Source organism: Lentzea miocenica (genome assembly GCF_033949945.1).
Lineage (GTDB): Bacteria > Actinomycetota > Actinomycetes > Mycobacteriales > Pseudonocardiaceae > Lentzea > Lentzea miocenica.
The window spans coordinates 69,746-85,239 of sequence record NZ_JAXAVW010000042.1; the positions used below are offsets into that span (position 1 = coordinate 69,746).

18 protein-coding genes are annotated in these 15,494 nt (G+C 69.3%); 4 read left to right on the forward strand and 14 right to left on the reverse strand.

Translation table 11 applies throughout. The features are described from left to right. Positions 1-17 precede the first annotated feature (17 nt). From SK803_RS39120 to SK803_RS39160, 9 genes are all read right to left on the reverse strand, one after another. Complete coding sequence (locus SK803_RS39120; RefSeq protein ID WP_319971252.1) at positions 18-902, reverse strand: type II secretion system F family protein; 885 nt, start codon at positions 900-902, stop codon at positions 18-20. A 1-nt stretch (position 903) separates the two neighbouring features. Beyond that, positions 904-2,517: a VWA domain-containing protein gene (locus SK803_RS39125; RefSeq protein ID WP_319971253.1), complete on the reverse strand. Its 1,614-nt coding sequence runs from the start codon at positions 2,515-2,517 to the stop codon at positions 904-906. Next, complete coding sequence (locus tag SK803_RS39130; RefSeq protein ID WP_319971254.1) at positions 2,514-3,866, reverse strand: CpaF family protein; 1,353 nt, start codon at positions 3,864-3,866, stop codon at positions 2,514-2,516. Before SK803_RS39130 ends, SK803_RS39125 begins: the two co-directional genes overlap by 4 nt. Then, on the reverse strand, positions 3,863-5,017 hold the full coding sequence (locus tag SK803_RS39135; RefSeq protein WP_319971255.1) for an AAA family ATPase: 1,155 nt from the start codon (positions 5,015-5,017) through the stop codon (positions 3,863-3,865). Before SK803_RS39135 ends, SK803_RS39130 begins: the two co-directional genes overlap by 4 nt. Positions 5,018-5,025: 8 nt before the next feature. After that, entirely contained in the window at positions 5,026-5,775 is a 750-nt protein-coding gene (gene cpaB / locus SK803_RS39140) for a Flp pilus assembly protein CpaB (RefSeq protein ID WP_319971256.1), read from the reverse strand. Between the two features lie 15 nt (positions 5,776-5,790). After that, positions 5,791-6,873: a TadE/TadG family type IV pilus assembly protein gene (locus SK803_RS39145; protein WP_319971257.1), complete on the reverse strand. Its 1,083-nt coding sequence runs from the start codon at positions 6,871-6,873 to the stop codon at positions 5,791-5,793. Further along, on the reverse strand, positions 6,861-7,253 hold the full coding sequence (locus tag SK803_RS39150) for a TadE/TadG family type IV pilus assembly protein (protein WP_319971258.1): 393 nt from the start codon (positions 7,251-7,253) through the stop codon (positions 6,861-6,863). The genes SK803_RS39145 and SK803_RS39150 overlap by 13 nt, the downstream gene beginning before the upstream one ends. A gap of 66 nt (positions 7,254-7,319) precedes the next feature. Then, entirely contained in the window at positions 7,320-7,478 is a 159-nt protein-coding gene (locus tag SK803_RS39155) for a Flp family type IVb pilin (RefSeq protein ID WP_143466700.1), read from the reverse strand. After that, complete coding sequence (locus SK803_RS39160; protein WP_319971259.1) at positions 7,475-7,672, reverse strand: Flp family type IVb pilin; 198 nt, start codon at positions 7,670-7,672, stop codon at positions 7,475-7,477. The genes SK803_RS39155 and SK803_RS39160 overlap by 4 nt, the downstream gene beginning before the upstream one ends. A gap of 206 nt (positions 7,673-7,878) precedes the next feature. On the opposite strand from SK803_RS39160, the gene SK803_RS39165 reads away from it, so the two are divergent. Further along, complete coding sequence (locus SK803_RS39165; protein ID WP_319971260.1) at positions 7,879-8,487, forward strand: prepilin peptidase; 609 nt, start codon at positions 7,879-7,881, stop codon at positions 8,485-8,487. A gap of 279 nt (positions 8,488-8,766) precedes the next feature. Then, the gene (locus SK803_RS39170) at positions 8,767-9,213 is read left to right on the forward strand and encodes a hypothetical protein (protein ID WP_319971261.1); all 447 of its coding nucleotides are present in this window, start codon (positions 8,767-8,769) and stop codon (positions 9,211-9,213) included. Between the two features lie 23 nt (positions 9,214-9,236). Here the strand turns inward: SK803_RS39170 and SK803_RS39175 are convergent, their stop codons facing one another. From SK803_RS39175 to SK803_RS39185, 3 genes are read right to left on the reverse strand one after another with little or no spacing between them, the layout of a single operon-like run. Then, complete coding sequence (locus tag SK803_RS39175; protein ID WP_319971262.1) at positions 9,237-10,115, reverse strand: alpha/beta fold hydrolase; 879 nt, start codon at positions 10,113-10,115, stop codon at positions 9,237-9,239. Between the two features lie 7 nt (positions 10,116-10,122). Beyond that, positions 10,123-11,454, reverse strand: coding sequence for an Rv3212 family protein (locus SK803_RS39180; RefSeq protein ID WP_319971263.1), 1,332 nt, complete (start codon positions 11,452-11,454; stop codon positions 10,123-10,125). Positions 11,455-11,459: 5 nt separating this feature from the next. Beyond that, positions 11,460-13,124, reverse strand: coding sequence for a DEAD/DEAH box helicase (locus SK803_RS39185; protein ID WP_319971264.1), 1,665 nt, complete (start codon positions 13,122-13,124; stop codon positions 11,460-11,462). Between the two features lie 189 nt (positions 13,125-13,313). Between SK803_RS39185 and SK803_RS39190 the strand changes: the two genes are divergently transcribed. After that, complete coding sequence (locus tag SK803_RS39190) at positions 13,314-13,955, forward strand: ferritin-like fold-containing protein (RefSeq protein WP_319971265.1); 642 nt, start codon at positions 13,314-13,316, stop codon at positions 13,953-13,955. 210 nt (positions 13,956-14,165) lie between these two features. Next, positions 14,166-14,390 (forward strand): DUF3107 domain-containing protein, encoded by a 225-nt coding sequence (locus SK803_RS39195; protein ID WP_319971266.1) that lies wholly within the window; start codon positions 14,166-14,168, stop codon positions 14,388-14,390. A gap of 59 nt (positions 14,391-14,449) precedes the next feature. Here the strand turns inward: SK803_RS39195 and SK803_RS39200 are convergent, their stop codons facing one another. After that, entirely contained in the window at positions 14,450-14,764 is a 315-nt protein-coding gene (locus SK803_RS39200) for a DUF4873 domain-containing protein (protein WP_319971267.1), read from the reverse strand. Next, entirely contained in the window at positions 14,764-15,447 is a 684-nt protein-coding gene (locus SK803_RS39205; RefSeq protein WP_319971268.1) for a TetR/AcrR family transcriptional regulator, read from the reverse strand. The genes SK803_RS39200 and SK803_RS39205 overlap by 1 nt, the downstream gene beginning before the upstream one ends. Positions 15,448-15,494 lie beyond the last annotated feature (47 nt).

A 15,494-nucleotide genomic window follows, 5' to 3' on the forward strand; every position in this document is an offset into this window, starting at 1 on the left:
CGTTCGGACGGGGACTTTCAGAGGTTCATCAGGACTTTGGCGATGCTGATCGCGCCAGGGCCGATGATGACCACGAACATGGCCGGGAACAGGCAGGTGATCAGCGGGAACAGGATTTTCACCGGGACCTTCTGGGCCTGTTCCTCTGCTCGTTGGCGGCGGCGGAGGCGCATCTCGCGGGCCTGTTCGCGCAGCACTGAGGCGATGGGGACGCCCAGTTCGCCTGCTTGGGCGAGGGCTGAGACGAAGGCTCGGAGTTCGGCGACCGTGGTGCGTTCGGTCAGGGCTCGGAGGGCCTCGTTGCGGGACTTGCCGATCTGCATCTCCTGGAGGACGCGGGCGCATTCCTGGGCCAGTGGGCCTGTGGTGTTGCGGGCTACCTGGGCGAGGGCCGCGTCGAAGCCCAGGCCTGCCTCCACGCACACGGTGAGCATGTCCAGGGCGTCTGGCAGGGCTCGGCGGATGAGGGTTTGGCGTTTTTGGCCCGCGTTGAGCAGCAGGAGGTCGGGGAGGAAGAAGCCGAAGGCTGCGCCGAGTGCCAGGCCGGTCAGCAGCCAACCCGCTGAGCGGAAGCCGAGGAGGCCGCCCAGGGTGGCGCCGAGCAGGAGGGCCAGGCCCTTGGCGGCGAGGATGCGGTCCGGGGTCCAGGTCGGCGGGTTGCCGGCCAGGTCCAGGCGGCGTTGCAGGGTGTGGGCCACGCCTGCGGGGGACAGGCGCAGGGCTATGGAGCGCAGCCAGCTCGGGGAGGTGTTCGCGTCCTGCTTCGTGATGACGGTGGCCGAGTAGCTGGTCTCGATCAGGGCCAGCGAGCCGGCGACGGTCACGCGTGGTTTGGCCACCACGGCGATCACGGCCAGCGAGAGAGCCAGCAGGAGGCAGCCGAGTCCTACGAACAGCACCATGTCACACCTCCACGCGCACGAGTTTGCGCATCCACAACGAGCCGAGGACGACGAACACAGCAGCGAACGCGAGCATCACCATGCCGATCAGCGTGGTGTAGAGCGGGCGCATGTAGTCGGCGCGGAACCAGAACAGGAACCCGGCCAGGAAGATCGGCAGGCCCACCAGGACGTAGGCGGACAGGCGGCCCTCTGCTGAGAGTGCGCGGACGTGGCGGCGGGTCTGGGAACGGTCGCGCATGGTGGCGACGGTGTTCATCAGCACCTCGGCCAGGTTGCCGCCTACCTGGCGTTGGATGCGGATGGCCATCACGACCCACGCCAGGTCGGCGCTGTGCATCCGCAGGGCCACGCGGTCGAGGGCGTCTTCCAGTTCGGCGCCGATGCGGGTGGCGGCCAGTGCGCGGGAGAACTCGCCCGCGGTGGGCTGGGTGTCGTCGCGGACGACGGCGTCGATCGACTGGGCCAGCGAGAAACCGGAGCGCAGCGAGCTGGCTACCAGTTGCAGCACGTCGGGGAGCTGGTCGGCGAACGCCGCGCGGCGTTTCGAGGTTCGGATTCGGAGGTGGAGCGCGGTCAGCAGCCAGCCGCACAGGACGCCCAGCGGCACGCCGATCCACCACGTGGTCACGAGGGTCAGCAGAGCGGCGAGAACGGCCGAAGTGCAGAGTCGTAGCAGTGTCCACTCGGCTGGGCTGGCCTTGATCCCGGACAGGTCGAGCCGGTCCGTGAGGCGGGCGGTGGTGTTGTCGCTCATCACCCTGCGGGTCCACACCACGGCGGTCTGCGCGGCCTGGCTTTCTTCCTGCACAACGGGTTCCTGCGCGCCGTAGTGGTCGAGGTGCTGTTCCAGCTTGTGGCCGGCCGCGGAACGACGTGGCGTCAGCAGCATGAACGCTGCGAAGAACAGCACCAGGAACGTGCCGGCGATCAGCGCTCCTGCTTGCCAGTTCTGGCCTGGAGTCGGAGCGGGTGCCGCCACGGGCAGAGGTTCGGGCGTGGCAACGGGTTCCGCCGCCGGCGGGGGCGGTGCCGGGGAAGGTACCGCCAGTGCGGCGAAAGCGGCGGCCAGTGCGGCGGCGTCGGAGGCGGTCAGCAGACGTCCACCGGCGGCTGCGGCGATGCGGCGCAGGGTCTCGTCGCTGAACTGGAAGCCGATCACGTCCGTCGGCACGCCGGCCGCGGCGACGGCGGAGACAGCAGCGTCCACAGTGGATTTGGAGACGGTGTCCTCGCCGTCGGACACGATCACCATGCGTCGCTCGGTGATGCCCTGCAGGGCGGACAGCCCTACCGGAACGGCGTCGAACAACGACGTGTCGCCCTTGGCCTGCAACTGGCTCAGCGCACCGGCGAAGGCCGTCCGGTCGGCGGTGGGTGCGAGCACCAGGGATGGTTGCGACGAGAACGCGACCAGGCCGACCTGGACGTCCGCGGGCAGGCTGGACACGTAGGTGGCGATCGCCTGGCGCGCCACCACGATCCGGTCGGGTGCCATGGAGCCGGAGGTGTCGAGCAGCACGACCACCCCGCGAGAGGGCGCGGCCACTGCGAAGGCGCTGAACACGAAGGTCAGCAAGGCTCCGATCAGGAACCCGGCGAGCAGTCGCTTCATCGCGGACCACCTCCGAACAGGTGCGGAGGAACGTCGATCCCGCGGTCCCGCAAGCGTTCCACGAAGTGCGGCCGCAGGCCGGTGGACTGCAGCTGGCCGCGGTAGAAGCCGCGCTCGTCGACACCGGCGTGGAAGTCGAACTGGAAGATGTCCTGCAGCGTCACGATCTCGCCCTCCATCCCGATGACCTCGGTGATGTGGGTGATCCGCCGCGTGCCGTCCTTGAGCCGGGACTGGTGCACGATAAGGTCGATCGCGGACGCCATCTGCTCGCGGATCGCCCGTGCCGGCAGGTCCACGCCCGCCATCAGCACCATGGTTTCCAAGCGGGACAACGAGTCGCGCGGCGAGTTCGAGTGCACGGTGGTGATGGAGCCGTCGTGGCCGGTGTTCATCGCCTGCAACATGTCCAGCGCGGCACCGTCGCGGACCTCGCCGACGATGATCCGGTCGGGCCGCATGCGCAGTGCGTTGCGCACCAGGTCCCTGACCGCGATCTCGCCGCGTGACTCGACGTTCGGCGGGCGGGCTTCCAGGCGCAGCACGTGGTCCTGGCGGAGCTGGAGTTCGGCGGCGTCCTCGATGGTGACGATGCGCTCGTCGGCGGGCACGAACGACGACAGCACGTTCAGCGACGTCGTCTTGCCGGAGCCGGTGCCGCCGCCGATCAGGATGTTCATCCGCCCGTGCACGCAGCACTGCAGCAGGTACGCGGTCGCGGCGGTCAGCGTGCCGAACCCGACCAGGTCGTCGACGGTGAACGGGTCGGCCGCGAACTTGCGGATCGTCAGCACCGAGCCGTCCAGCGCGATGGGTGGCACGACGGCGTTGACGCGGCTGCCGTCGGGCAGGCGGGCGTCGACCATCGGCGAGGCTTCGTCGACCCGGCGGCCGACCTTGGCGACGATCTTGTCGATGGTCCGGCGCAGGTGCGACTCGTCCGCGAACGCCGCGGACACCGGCTCCAGCCGCCCGGAGCGTTCGACGTAGACCTGGTCGAACCCGTTGACCATGATCTCGGAGATGCTCGGGTCGCGCAGGTAGGGCTCCAGCGGGCCGTGGCCGAGGATCTCGTCGAGGACCTCCGACGCGATGCGGGCGCGGTCGGCGTTGGTCAGCGGCGTCTCGTCGCGTTCCAGCACCGCCTGCAACGTCTGGCGCACACGGGTTTCGAGCTCGCGCTGGTCGAGGTGTGCGTCGTAGAGCTTGGGGCCCAGCACGTCCAGCAGGCCCGCGTGCACGCTGCGCTTCACCTCGGCGAACGGGTCGGCGGCGCGGGCGTGCCTGCGCAGCTGGGGTGTCGGCGAGGCGGATTCCCGTTGCGCGGCAATGCGGTTGGCCAGGCTCATCGGAACCACCTCTTCGAGGTCTTGGCGGCGACAACCGGTTCGGCGAGCACGTGTTCACGGGCGAACCGCGAGATCGCCTCGCTCACCGGGTGCCTGGGCAGGTCCAGCACGATCGGGTTGCCCTTGTTGACCGAGATCGGCACGTCGCGGCTGGACGGCACGTGCGCGCGGATGTCGCTGCGCACAACGCGGTCGATGTCGTCCATGGTGAGGCCGACCTTCGAGTCCGACCGGTTCAGCACGACCGAGCGGATGTCGTGCGCGTACGACAGCAGGTCCAGCATGTCCAGCGTCACGCGGAGGTTCTTCAACGCCGGGACGTCCGGGGTGGTCAGCAGGACGTGGTGGTGTGAGGTGTCCATCGCCGCCAGCACGTGCTCGCTGAACGCCGACGGCGTGTCGACCACGACGAAGTCGAACATCGTCGGCAGCACGTCGAGCAGTTCGCTGATCAACGCCGCCGGAATCCGTTCCGCGTCACCGGGTTCGACCGGCGCGAGCAGCGCGCTCAACCCCGGCCGGCATGCCGTGAGCAGCGATGACGCGCCCGCCGCGTCGACGTGGCCGAGCATCCCGAGGCCGTGCACGATCGTGCGGACCGGTTCGGCCCGCAGGCAGATACCTACGTCGCCGAACGCGAGATCGAGGTCCACGAGGCACACCGACCGCTCGCCACCGGCCGCGAGCACCGCGGCGAGGTTCACCGCGAGCGTCGTCTTGCCGCACCCGCCCTTCGCGGCGAACACGGTGATCACCTGGCCGTGCCTGCGCTCGTCGGTGCGGGGCTGCGGCACCCCGGTCACCTGCGCGGACAACGCCCGTGATCGTGCGCAGGCATCGGCCAGGGACGAGAGGTCGTCCCGCGCGACGACCTCACGAACACCGGCGCGCAGTGCCTGTGTCAGCACGACGACGTCCAGCACATCGCGCAGCAGCAACACGCCGACCGCGGGACGTTCGACCCGCAACACCTCGGCGAAGGTGAGTGCCTCGTTCAGATCGATGGCCGCGCCGACGACGACGAGCGACTCTGCGGGGTCGGCGGCGAGCAACCGGCGGGCCCCGGCCAGCGTTTCCGCGGTGCGGACGTCACCGCCGAGCGCGGGGGAGAGATGTCCGGCGAGGGCGGCCGGTTCGCACAGGATCGTCATGGCACGCCTCAGTTTCCGAACAGGGAGCGGTTGTCGACGCCGTTGCCGGGCGTGATCTCGGACTTGCCGCCGAGCAGTGCGAAGTAGAGCGTTCCGGTCTGCTGGCCGTGGATGAGCTTCTCCGCGTCCACCTGCTTGACCGCGACCGTGACGATCGCCTTGCCGACGTCGCCGTCCTCCGCAGCCTTCTTCTCGTCGACGACGGACAGCACCTCGAGCCCGGTCAGCAGCAGCCGGGTGGACTGGTTTCGTTCGTACTGCTTCGAAAGCCCGTCGCCGGCCGGGGTGTTGCCCTGGCCCTCCATCACCGTGAACGTGTCGAAGACCGCCACCTTGGAACCCTTCTGGATGAGCCCGCCGGCGCGTTGCCAGGCCTCTGTCGGCACGGTCACCGCGATCATCCCGTCGGGGATCGAGATGCCCTTGGCGAGCGAGGCCTGCTCGGTGAACAGCGACTTGGTGACCAGCTGGCCCTCGGCGATCTCCGACGACGTCACCAGGGACGCGATCGAAGTGTCCAGTTCGGACATGGCGTTCTCCGGCACGGTGCTCTTGGGCATCTGTTGCCTGTCCACGAGCTTCATCAGCGACTCGGCTGTGGTGCCGGCCGGGATGCGTTCGTTCGCGACGAGCACGGTGACGGCCTGCTGGCCCGCGATGGCGCGTGAGTCGGCGGCCCGGACGTAGAGGAACACGCCGACGCTGCCGCAGACTGCCAGCAACACCGCCAGGATGATGATGAGAGCGCGGTTCTTCATGACTACTCCTGGGATTCAGCCGGTGAGCTGGACGATGTGGAGGCCGAGGTCGGGGCCGCCGATGGTGCCGGTGCTGGGCATGAGGCCTTCGACGAAGTAGCCCGCGATGCACTTCTCCGAGCCTTTGCACTCGTTCTTGTTCGTCAGCCAGTCCTTCTGCTGTGCGCCGGGCAACCAGTAGCCGGTGACCACGAAGCCCGCGAAGCCGGCCAGCGTGTACGTGCCGCCCGTGCCGGTACCGGTGACCTTGTTGTAGATCGGGAGGTAGACGGCCTGGCGCGAGCTGAAGGCGGCGGCCAGCGCGGACTTGCAGTCGTTGCCGGCCGAGGCGCCGGTGTCCGAGCTGTACGTGTTGTTGTTGATCAGCACCGAGCAGTCGCTGTCGGACTCGTCGACCCAGCCGAACTCACCGGGGCCGTCCGAACCGGCGGGCCCGCCAGGACACCCCGTTCCGCTGGTCGTGTGCAGCTTGAGGACGCGGTGCACCGACACCGGCGGCGTGGCCGGAGGTGTGGGGCCGAACGCGGTGCCGTCCGAGGTGGCCTGCGACCACTCGCACCACGAGATCGTGAAGGCGATGGTCGTGGCCGTCTTCGGCGGACCCCACGCGGCGCGAGCACAGGCCAGCACCCGTGAGCCCTCGTAGGAGGCGTTGCCCGCCAGGGCGCGAGCGAACGACGGCGGCAGCAGCGTGTCCCCGCCGGCGGTCTGCGTCGAGGTGTGCACGTCCACGTACTTGGTGCCGGAGGACGGTTTGGACGGGCAGTCGGTGATCTTGCCGGTGGTGCCGGGGCAGGAGGACAGCACACCGCTCCCGTCGAACCCGCACACCTTCTCCACAGTGGACACACCGTCTTTGGCGTTGTGGTTGGCGTAGTAGTTCGCCTTGTTCACCATGCAGGTCGACGCACCGGTGGCGCAGCCGCGGGCGACGGCGAGCGCACCCGCGTCGGCGCCGTTCTGCAGCTCGGCACGCTCCTGGTAGATGAACCCGACGTCGATGACGATCGCGCCCATGCCGAGCAGGACGCCGAACCCGAGGAGGATGGCGATGAGCACGCCCAGTGCGCCGCGGTCATCACCCTTCACCCTTCGCATGGCATGACTCCCTTGGCGCTCAACGTGATCGGAGAGCCGAAGCTGCCGCCACCGAACAGGCCGGCGAGTCCGCCGACCGGGGTGACGAAGTTGAACGTGTGGGTGACTGTCACCGTGGCATCGCCGCCGGTACCGGACGGGCACGCGCCGACCGCGACGCCGATGGCGAGGCCGGAGGCGGCCGTCTCCGTGCGACTGGTGGCACCGGTCTGCTTCAACGCCGCCACGCGGACGCCTTCCCGTGCTGCCTGCGTGATGGTGATCTGGGCGCGCAGCGCGAGCCCGAAGTCGACGATGCCCATCACCAGGAGCAGCAGGATCGGCATCAGCAGGGCGACTTCGACAGCGGTCGCGCCGCGATCGCGAGCATTCTTGGTCATGACCGCTCCGAAGAAAGGTGCGCGGCCGGCGGAGGGGATCGCCGGCCGCGCGGGACAGGAGACTTCTCAGCCGTCGATGACGTCGGCGATGAAGTCGAACATCGCGGCCATGTTGGTGCCGACGGCGGTGATGGCGACCATCGCGGCGACGACGATCAGCGCCAGCATCAGGCCGTACTCGACGGCCGTGGCGCCGCGGTCGACGTCACGCCGACGGGTGGTCACGTGAGTTCTGCCGCGATCTCGTTGAACAGCGCCAGCAGGTTCGTGCCGACCAGTGCGACGCCGGCGATGATGACGATGGCGATGAGGGCGACCATCAGGCCGTACTCGACCGCGGTGGCGCCGCGGTCGTCGTTCTCGCGCTTGGCGGCGGCGTGGCGGAGGAACGTCTGCACGTAGCTGAGGAAGGTGAGCATGGCGGTCTCCTGAGGGAAAGATCCGATTTCCTGGACGCCGCAAACTCTCCGTGACGACGCATGCTGTTCGGTATCGGGCGAAGAGGTGTAACGAACATGCAGTTCGGGGGACATGTCGGCCGATCGGGGGACACGCTGTCGACCTGTCGGCCAGACCTGTCGCAGTTACGTTCCGTAGACGACGTGCGCGACCTACCGTCGGTCGCATGACTCTTCTCTGGGCCGTCGGAGGTGCTGTCGGAGGACTCGCCTCCGGTGTCGCCCTGCGCGAGCTGGTCAACCGGTTCACCCGCACCGGCGTCGCGTTGCCGCTGGTGTCGGCGGTGGTGCTGGCGGTGCTCGCGACCAAGTTCGCCGGCTCCGTGGAGGTGCTCGCGTTCGCGTGCCTGGGCGCGGTCGGGGTCGCGCTGGCGTTCATCGACACGGCCGTGCGGAGGCTTCCGGACGTGCTGACGCTGCCCGCGTACCCGGCGGTGCTGATCCTGCTGACCCTCGCCGCACTGACCGGCGGCACGATCGGCGCGCTCGGCCGCGCGGTGCTCGGCGGGCTCACGCTCGCGTTCGTCTACCGGGTGCTGGAGTTCGTCAACCCCGCCGGCATGGGCTACGGCGACGTGAAGCTGTCCGGTGTCATCGGGATGGCACTGGCCTGGCTCGGCTGGCCGGTGCTGCTGCTCGGCGCGGCGCTCGCGTTCGTCCTGTCGGCCGTGGTGTCGCTGGTCCTGTTGCTGCTGCGGAAGGTCACGCTCAAGAGCACGCTGCCGTTCGGGCCGTTCATGCTGCTCGGAGCGTTCACCGCGGTGTTGCTCAGCTGACCCGGCCGGGAAAGTCGGTCGCGTTGCCGGTTCCGGTGCAGCGGTGCTCGAGCCGGTGTCGAAGGCACCTCTTCTCGGGGCCGGGCGGGGAAATGAAGCTTTTTCTTCGACTCGGGCAACCGAGGAGCCCAGGTGATGCGTGATGTGCACAACGAGTACCTCCAGGTGCTCGGGGCCGTGGGGGCTGTTGCCGACGCTGGCGGTAGTTGGTGCCCGTCGTGCTCATCGTCGCCGGCCTCCGTGCCGGCATGGGGGGCTCCGTCCACAATGGATGGAGCAGTGAGGGGCAGCATCATGAAGAAGTTCTCCGCAGGCAAGACGTTGGCGGTCGTCGCCGTCGCGGGAGGCTCGCTCATCGCGTCCGTCGCGCCGGTCATGGCGGACGTGAGCACTCAGTCGCCGTCGAACCTGGCGCTGCGGGTCGAGTCGCCCGCGAAGGTCGAGGTGTCGGGCGCCGTGCTCAAGGTCAAGGTCACCTACGCCTGCCCGGTGGGCTCCTCGGGCAACCTGAGCCTGCAGGTCACCCAGGCCGTGGCAGGGGGCCGCATCGCCAGTGGCAGCGGCGAAGCCGGCGTCGACTGCATCGGCGACTTCAAGACCGTCACCGTGACCTTGACGGCGCGCGACAACGCGTTCCGCCGAGGCATCGCGTACGCGCAGGCCACCATGGGCGTTCCCATGATCGGCGTCGCCGAGGACGAGCGCCAGATCTCGATCACCGCGTGAACGACGGGCCTGGCTGGTTGGTTTTATGAACTCAGCCAGGCCCGCCACGTGGGCAGCAGGGTGGCGATGAGGTCGTGCGGGGCTTCGGTGTTCGGTGAGTGCATCACGCCGGGCAGCACCGCGAAGTCCGCGTCGAGGCGCTCCGCCATGTCGCGCTGGGCGGCCGGGCTCCACGCGTCGTCCATGTCGCCGCACACCACCAGGCACGGGATGCCGGACGACCGCAGCGTGCGGGAGAGCTTCGCCACCTGGTCCGGTTCGTAGCGCAGGCCGTTGCCCATGCCGAGCAGCGCCGCGGCCGGTGAGGCCAGGAACCTGGTGCGGTAGAAGTCTTTCAGCTCCTGCGGGAGCGCCACCCAGGCCGGGTTCTGCGCGGTCCGCAGTTCGTTCAGCCGCTGGGTTCCCTCAACGCCCTGCTCGGCCAGCACGTGCTCGCCGACCTCCAGCACCGTGCGCCGTTCGCCGGCAGGCAGTTCGGACGGGCCCGACGACATCAGGGTGAGCCCCGCGATCGGGGCGCCCGCGAACACCGCTGCCCGTGAGACCAGGCCGCCGTAGGAGTGGCCCAGCAGCAGCACCCGACGGCCGTCGGCGGCGATCTTGCCGATCAGTTCGGCGATCACCGATCCCAGCGGGCCCGGCCGGTAGAGCGCCTCGTCGTCAGGGCCGGGAGAGTCCTGCTGGCCGGGGAGATCGATCGCGAGGACCTCGAAACCCGCGTCCGCGATCAGGTCGATGATGGGCGCGAAGTCCTCTTTGGAACCCGTGTAGCCCGGCACGAGCAGTGCCGTCGTGCGCAACGCGTCGTCGCCCATCGCGGGCGCACGCAGCGCGGCGATCGTGCCGTAACGGCCCGGCAGGTCGACACGGTGCGCCCGGTGCGGGCTGATCTGCGAGTACACGAGGGAACTATCGCAGCGCGACCAGGGTTTCGCCACGCTGCTCGAGGACAACGGGACCGGCTGTGGCGAGTTGCACAGGGCCGGTGTGGCCCTCGCGGTTCACCCGGATCGTGCCCACGACCGCGCCGGTGGCCTGCTCGTACACCCGCAGGCCTTCCTTCACCGGGATGACCGCGCGGCCAGCGAGCGTCGTGCCGGCGCCCAGCGTGCCGTCCGCCGTCCACAATGGAGTGAGGTTCTCCTGCGACAGGGCGATCGTCTTCGATCCGGTGAACCAGAAGACGTTCGTCTTGGTCGTGAACCCGCGCGACACGTGGTTCGGCGGGTCGACGAAGTCCGCGGCCGGCACGTCGATCGGCACCTCGGTGACCTGGGCACCGCTCTCCGCGTCGAACACGACCAGCCGGCTCGGGTTCGGCATCGCCACCGCGACGAGCTTGTCCGTCACGGCCACGACCTGGGCGTTCTTGCCGCCGGTCAGGACGCTCGCGAACACCTTGGGCTCGTCGGACTTGTCCGGGTTCGGCTTGATCACCGAGATCCGGTCGGTGCCGTCGTCCGGGCAGCGCTCGATCATCGCGAACCTGCCGGACGTGACGGCCACCGAGCCGTACGTGCAGCCGACCCGCGGCTGCTTGCCGGGGTTGACGATCGCGCGCAGGCCACCGAACTCCAGTGAGCGCACCAGGTCGTCGCGCCGGTAGACCTCGACGAACTTCGACCCGGTGGTGATCAGGTGCGAGCCCTCGTTGAGCAGCGCCGTGCCCGGTTCCGCGTCGCCGTTGCGCTGCGCCTTGCGCTCGCCGGTGATGCCGTCGAGCGAGGTGAGCTCAGAGCAGTTCGTGCCCTTCGAGTACAGGGCCATCGCGCGGCCCCAGCCCGTGCTCACCACGCACAACGGCAGATCGCGTTTGTAGGTCCACCGCACGTCACCGGTCAGCGGGTCGCGCCCGTTGACCTCACCGCCGTCGCCGGTCACGACCGTCGACGGCTTCTCCTCGCCCGTTTCCTTCACCTGGGTCTGCACGACCACCGGTGACAGCGACGCGCCGCTGCGCGCCCGCCAGACCTCGGAGAGCGTCGGCGGCAGCGCGGCCACCTCTGGCAGTTGATCCCAGGACGAGGGCCCGGTGACCGACGTCGTGGCGCGAGCATCGCTGAACGCCCAGGTCAGCACGGCCGCGAGGACCGAGACGACGGCGATCAGGGCGACCGCGACGTAGTCGGCGCGGGTGCGCCACGACCGGGCGCGCGGACGTTCCACGACGGGGTCAGGCGCGTGCGCTGGCTCGTCGAGGACGTCCTCGATGTCGGTGACGTCGGAACCGGGGGACGACATGGTGATCAGTCTGCCGAAGGAGCGGCCTGTTCGGCAGAGCTTCGGCGACGCCGACGCCTGCGAGGCTTGTCCGAGCCGGACTTCTCGCCTTCCGCGGCGGGCGCGTCGCCCGATGCGGAGACCTCGGCGGCTTCACCCTCGACGGGCACGCCGGCCCGGCTGCGGGTGCGGCTGCGGGAGCGCTTCGGCCTGGTCGGCGTCTCCTCGGCACCGGACTCCGGCGCCGTCTGCTCGCCGTTCGCGGATCCACCGGCCCTGGTGCCGCTGCGACGGCGCTTGCGCGGCGCCTTGCGGTCGAGCTTCTCCTCGACCTCCGCGTCCAGACCGGCCCGCGTGCGGTGGCTCAGCGGCAGCCTGCCCGTGGAACCGGACGGGATGCCCAGGTCCTCGAACAGGTGATCCGAGGTGGAGTAGGTCTCCGCGGGCTCGTCGAGGCCCAGGTTGAGCAGCTCGTTGACGGACTTCCAGCGCGTCGTCTCGTCCCAGTCGACGAACGTGACGGCGACACCCTCGCGCCCGGCCCGGCCCGTGCGGCCGATGCGGTGCACGTAGGTCTTCTCGTCCTCGGGGCACTGGTAGTTGATGACGTGCGTCACGTCGTCGATGTCGATACCGCGCGCCGCGACGTCCGTGGCGACCAGCACGTCGACCTTGCCGCTGCGGAACGCCCGCAGCGCCTTCTCGCGCGCGCCCTGGCCCAGGTCGCCGTGCACGGCGGCCGCGGCGAAACCGCGCTCGGTCAGGTCGTCCGCGACCTTCTGCGCCGTCCGCTTGGTGCGGGCGAAGATCATCGACAGGCCGCGGTCACGGGCCTGCAGCACGCGGGCCAGCATCTCCGGCTTGTCCATGGAGTGCGCCCGGTAGACGAACTGCTTGGTGCGCTCGTGCGTCTGGCCGGCGTCGTTCTCCTCGGCCCGGATGTGCGTCGGCTGGTTCAGGAACGTGCGGGCCAGCGTGATGATCGGGCCCGGCATGGTCGCGCTGAACAGCATGGTCTGGCGCTGGTCGGGGACCATCGTCAGGATGCGCTCGATGTCGGGCAGGAAGCCCAGGTCGAGCATCTCGTCGGCCTCGTCCAGCACCAGCGCGCGGACCTTGCCGAGCACCAGGTGACGCTGCTCCGCGAGGTCGAGCAGGCGGCCGGGCGTGCCGACGACCACGTCGACGCCCTTGCGCAGCTCCGCGATCTGCTGCTCGTACGGGCGGCCGCCGTAGATCGCGGTCACCCGCACGCCGAGGTGCTTCGCGGCGTCCTTGAGGTCGTGCGTGACCTGGAGACACAGCTCACGGGTGGGCACGACCACAAGGGCCTGCGGGGTGCCGTCGCCGGGCGTGTCGAGGCGGTGCAGCAGCGGCACGCCGAACCCGAGGGTCTTGCCGGTGCCGGTGCGGGCCTGGCCGATGAGGTCGTCACCGGACAGCGCGATGGGGAGCGTCAGCTCCTGGATGGCGAACGTGCGGACGATGCCGGCTTCCGCGAGCGCCTTGACGATCTCGTCACGCACTCCCAGCTCGGCGAACGTGGGGGAGTCGGTGTCGACCGGTGCGTCCGCGAGCAGCGGGTGCGACGGGTCTTCTTCGGGAACTCCGGCCTCGCTGTGCTCCAGCAGAACCGGGTCCAGATGTGCTTCTACTTCAGCGGTCAGGGTGATCAGCCTCTCTCGTACCAAGCGCGTACGAGCCCTGGCCGGGCCTCTCGACCGCGCTTCGGATCAGCTGCGGGAAAGGTGTACGCGCACCATTCGTGCGCCTGCCCAAGAAGAAAATTGGGGCACAGCGTGGTCGTCACACTCGTCACGCCGGGCGTCTGGGGGCCATTCTACCTGGCGAGACTCATTTGACCACTAGGCTTCTGATCCATGGGTGTTGCGGAGGGTGTTGTCGATCTTCTGGGAGCGCTTGCATATGGCGAGCTCTCGGCCTTCGACCGGATGACGGAGGACTCGCGCACGGCGCCGACCTTGGCCGGGCGCGCCGCGTTGGCGCAGATGGCCGCCGCGGAGATCGGTCATTTCACGCTGTTGCAGAACCACCTCGCCGCCGAGGGGCTCACCGTCGAGGACGCGATGGCGCCGTTCGTGAAGGGTTTCGACGCGTTCCACGAGTCGACGAGCCCCAAGTCGTGGCTCGAGTCGCTGGTGAAGGCCTACGTGGGCGACGGGCTCGCCGCCGACTTCTACCGCGAGATCGCCGAGTGGCTGGACGCGCCGACCAAGGAGCTGGTGCTCGCCGTGCTCGCCGACACGGGTCACTCGGCGTTCGCTGAGCGCGAAGTCCTGGCCGCCGTCGAGGCGGATCCGCGGGTGCGCGACCGCCTCGCGCTGTGGGGCCGCCGGCTGCTCGGCGAGGCGTTGACGCAGGCCCAGTACGTGGTGGCGGAGCGGGACGGGCTCTCCGAGCTCATCGTCAGGGGGTCGGGGGACCTCGCCGGGATCGGTCAGCTGTTCCGGCGGCTCCAGCAGTCGCACGCGCGGCGCATGACGCAGCTGGGTCTGGGCTAGTGCGGCGACCACTAACCGCCGTCGGACGATTCCCGCTGGTCAGACGGGTGCATCGCGGTGCCGACCCCCGCCCCCCATATCGGGCATATGGGGGGCGGGGGTCGGCACCGCGAGGTGCCCTGCTGAGCACCGGGAGCGTCTGGCGGTGATTGTGGTCGCCGCACTAGGTAGGCTCGGGATCAGTTTTTCTCTTTGAGCACGGAGGTCAGCGTGGAGGTCAGGATCGGCGTCGCGGACAGCCCGCGGGAAATCGTCGTGACCAGTGAGCTCAACCCGTCGGACGTTGAGGCTCTGGTGGCGGACGCGGTGTCCGGCAAGTCCAGCGTGCTGTCGCTGGTGGACGTCAAGGGTGCGCGGTTCGTCGTGCCCGCTGGCCGCGTCGCGTACGTGGAGATCGGCCCGCAGGACTCGCGCAAGGTCGGGTTCGGCGCCTGAGGTTCTTCTCAACGAAAAAGCCCCGGTCAACTCGACCGGGGCTTTTTCTGTGCTCGTCGTCAGTGCTCGGCCGGTTCCTCGATCTTGTAAGGCGGGGTCGAGATGCCGCCGACCCGGTAGCGGCCCCACGGGTCGGGGTCGGTCAGCGTGCCCTCGGCCTCGCCGGTCGGGGTGCGCAGCAGCGCGGTCCTGGCGCCACCTTCGACCCGGCTCGTGACGTCGTCGTTCTTCTTGACGCGGCCGTACCAGTGGTAGCGGCCGTCGATCGGCTGGAAGTAGCCGCGCAGCTCGACGCTCACCGCGACCTCCTCCTTGCCGAAGAGCAGGGTGGCGTCGCCGGTGTAGCCCTCTTCGGCGTGGTCGTGCTCGCTCATCAGTCCACCAATCGCAGGGGGTTGAGGGGCCGTTCCGGGTCCGCCTGGACGCCCGCGGAGCGCAGCAGCCCGTCGATGGCGTGCCAGATGATCGTGGCGAGGTAGTCGCTGAGGTTCGCGCGGGACATGGTCTGGCGGTCGAGCCACCAGTCGCCCGCGTTCTGCACCATGCCGACGAGCGCGTGCGCCCACGGTTCGGCGCCGCCGGAGTCCATGTCGTAGGCGCGCATGTAGTCGCCGAGGATGCGGGCGAGCGTGCTCGCGATGAGGTTCTTGTCCTCCTGCACCACGTCCTTCTCGACCGGACGGTCTACAAAGGACCCCTTCACCACGAACCGGTAGAGGTTCGGGTTGTCCTCGATGACGGACAGGTAGGCGTCGACGATCCGCCTGATGCGCTCGCGGATCGGGCCGTCGGCGGCGAGCGCGGGACCCATCCGGTCCATCAGCAGCTCGGTGGCCTTCTGGCCCACGGCCAGGTACAGGTCGGACTTGTCGGTGAAGTGCCGGTACAGCACGGGCTTGCTGACGCCGGCCTCCGCGGCCACGTCCTCCATGCCGACGTCCGGGCCCTTCTTGGCCACGGCGGCGATGGTGGCCTCCACGAACTCCGCCCTGCGCAGCTCGCGATGACCCTTCCACCGCTCACGTCGCGCGTCCGGCCCCTTGACAGTGCGTGCCATGTGACGCACGCTACCAGAAGTAACCGTTACCTCAAGTAACACTTACC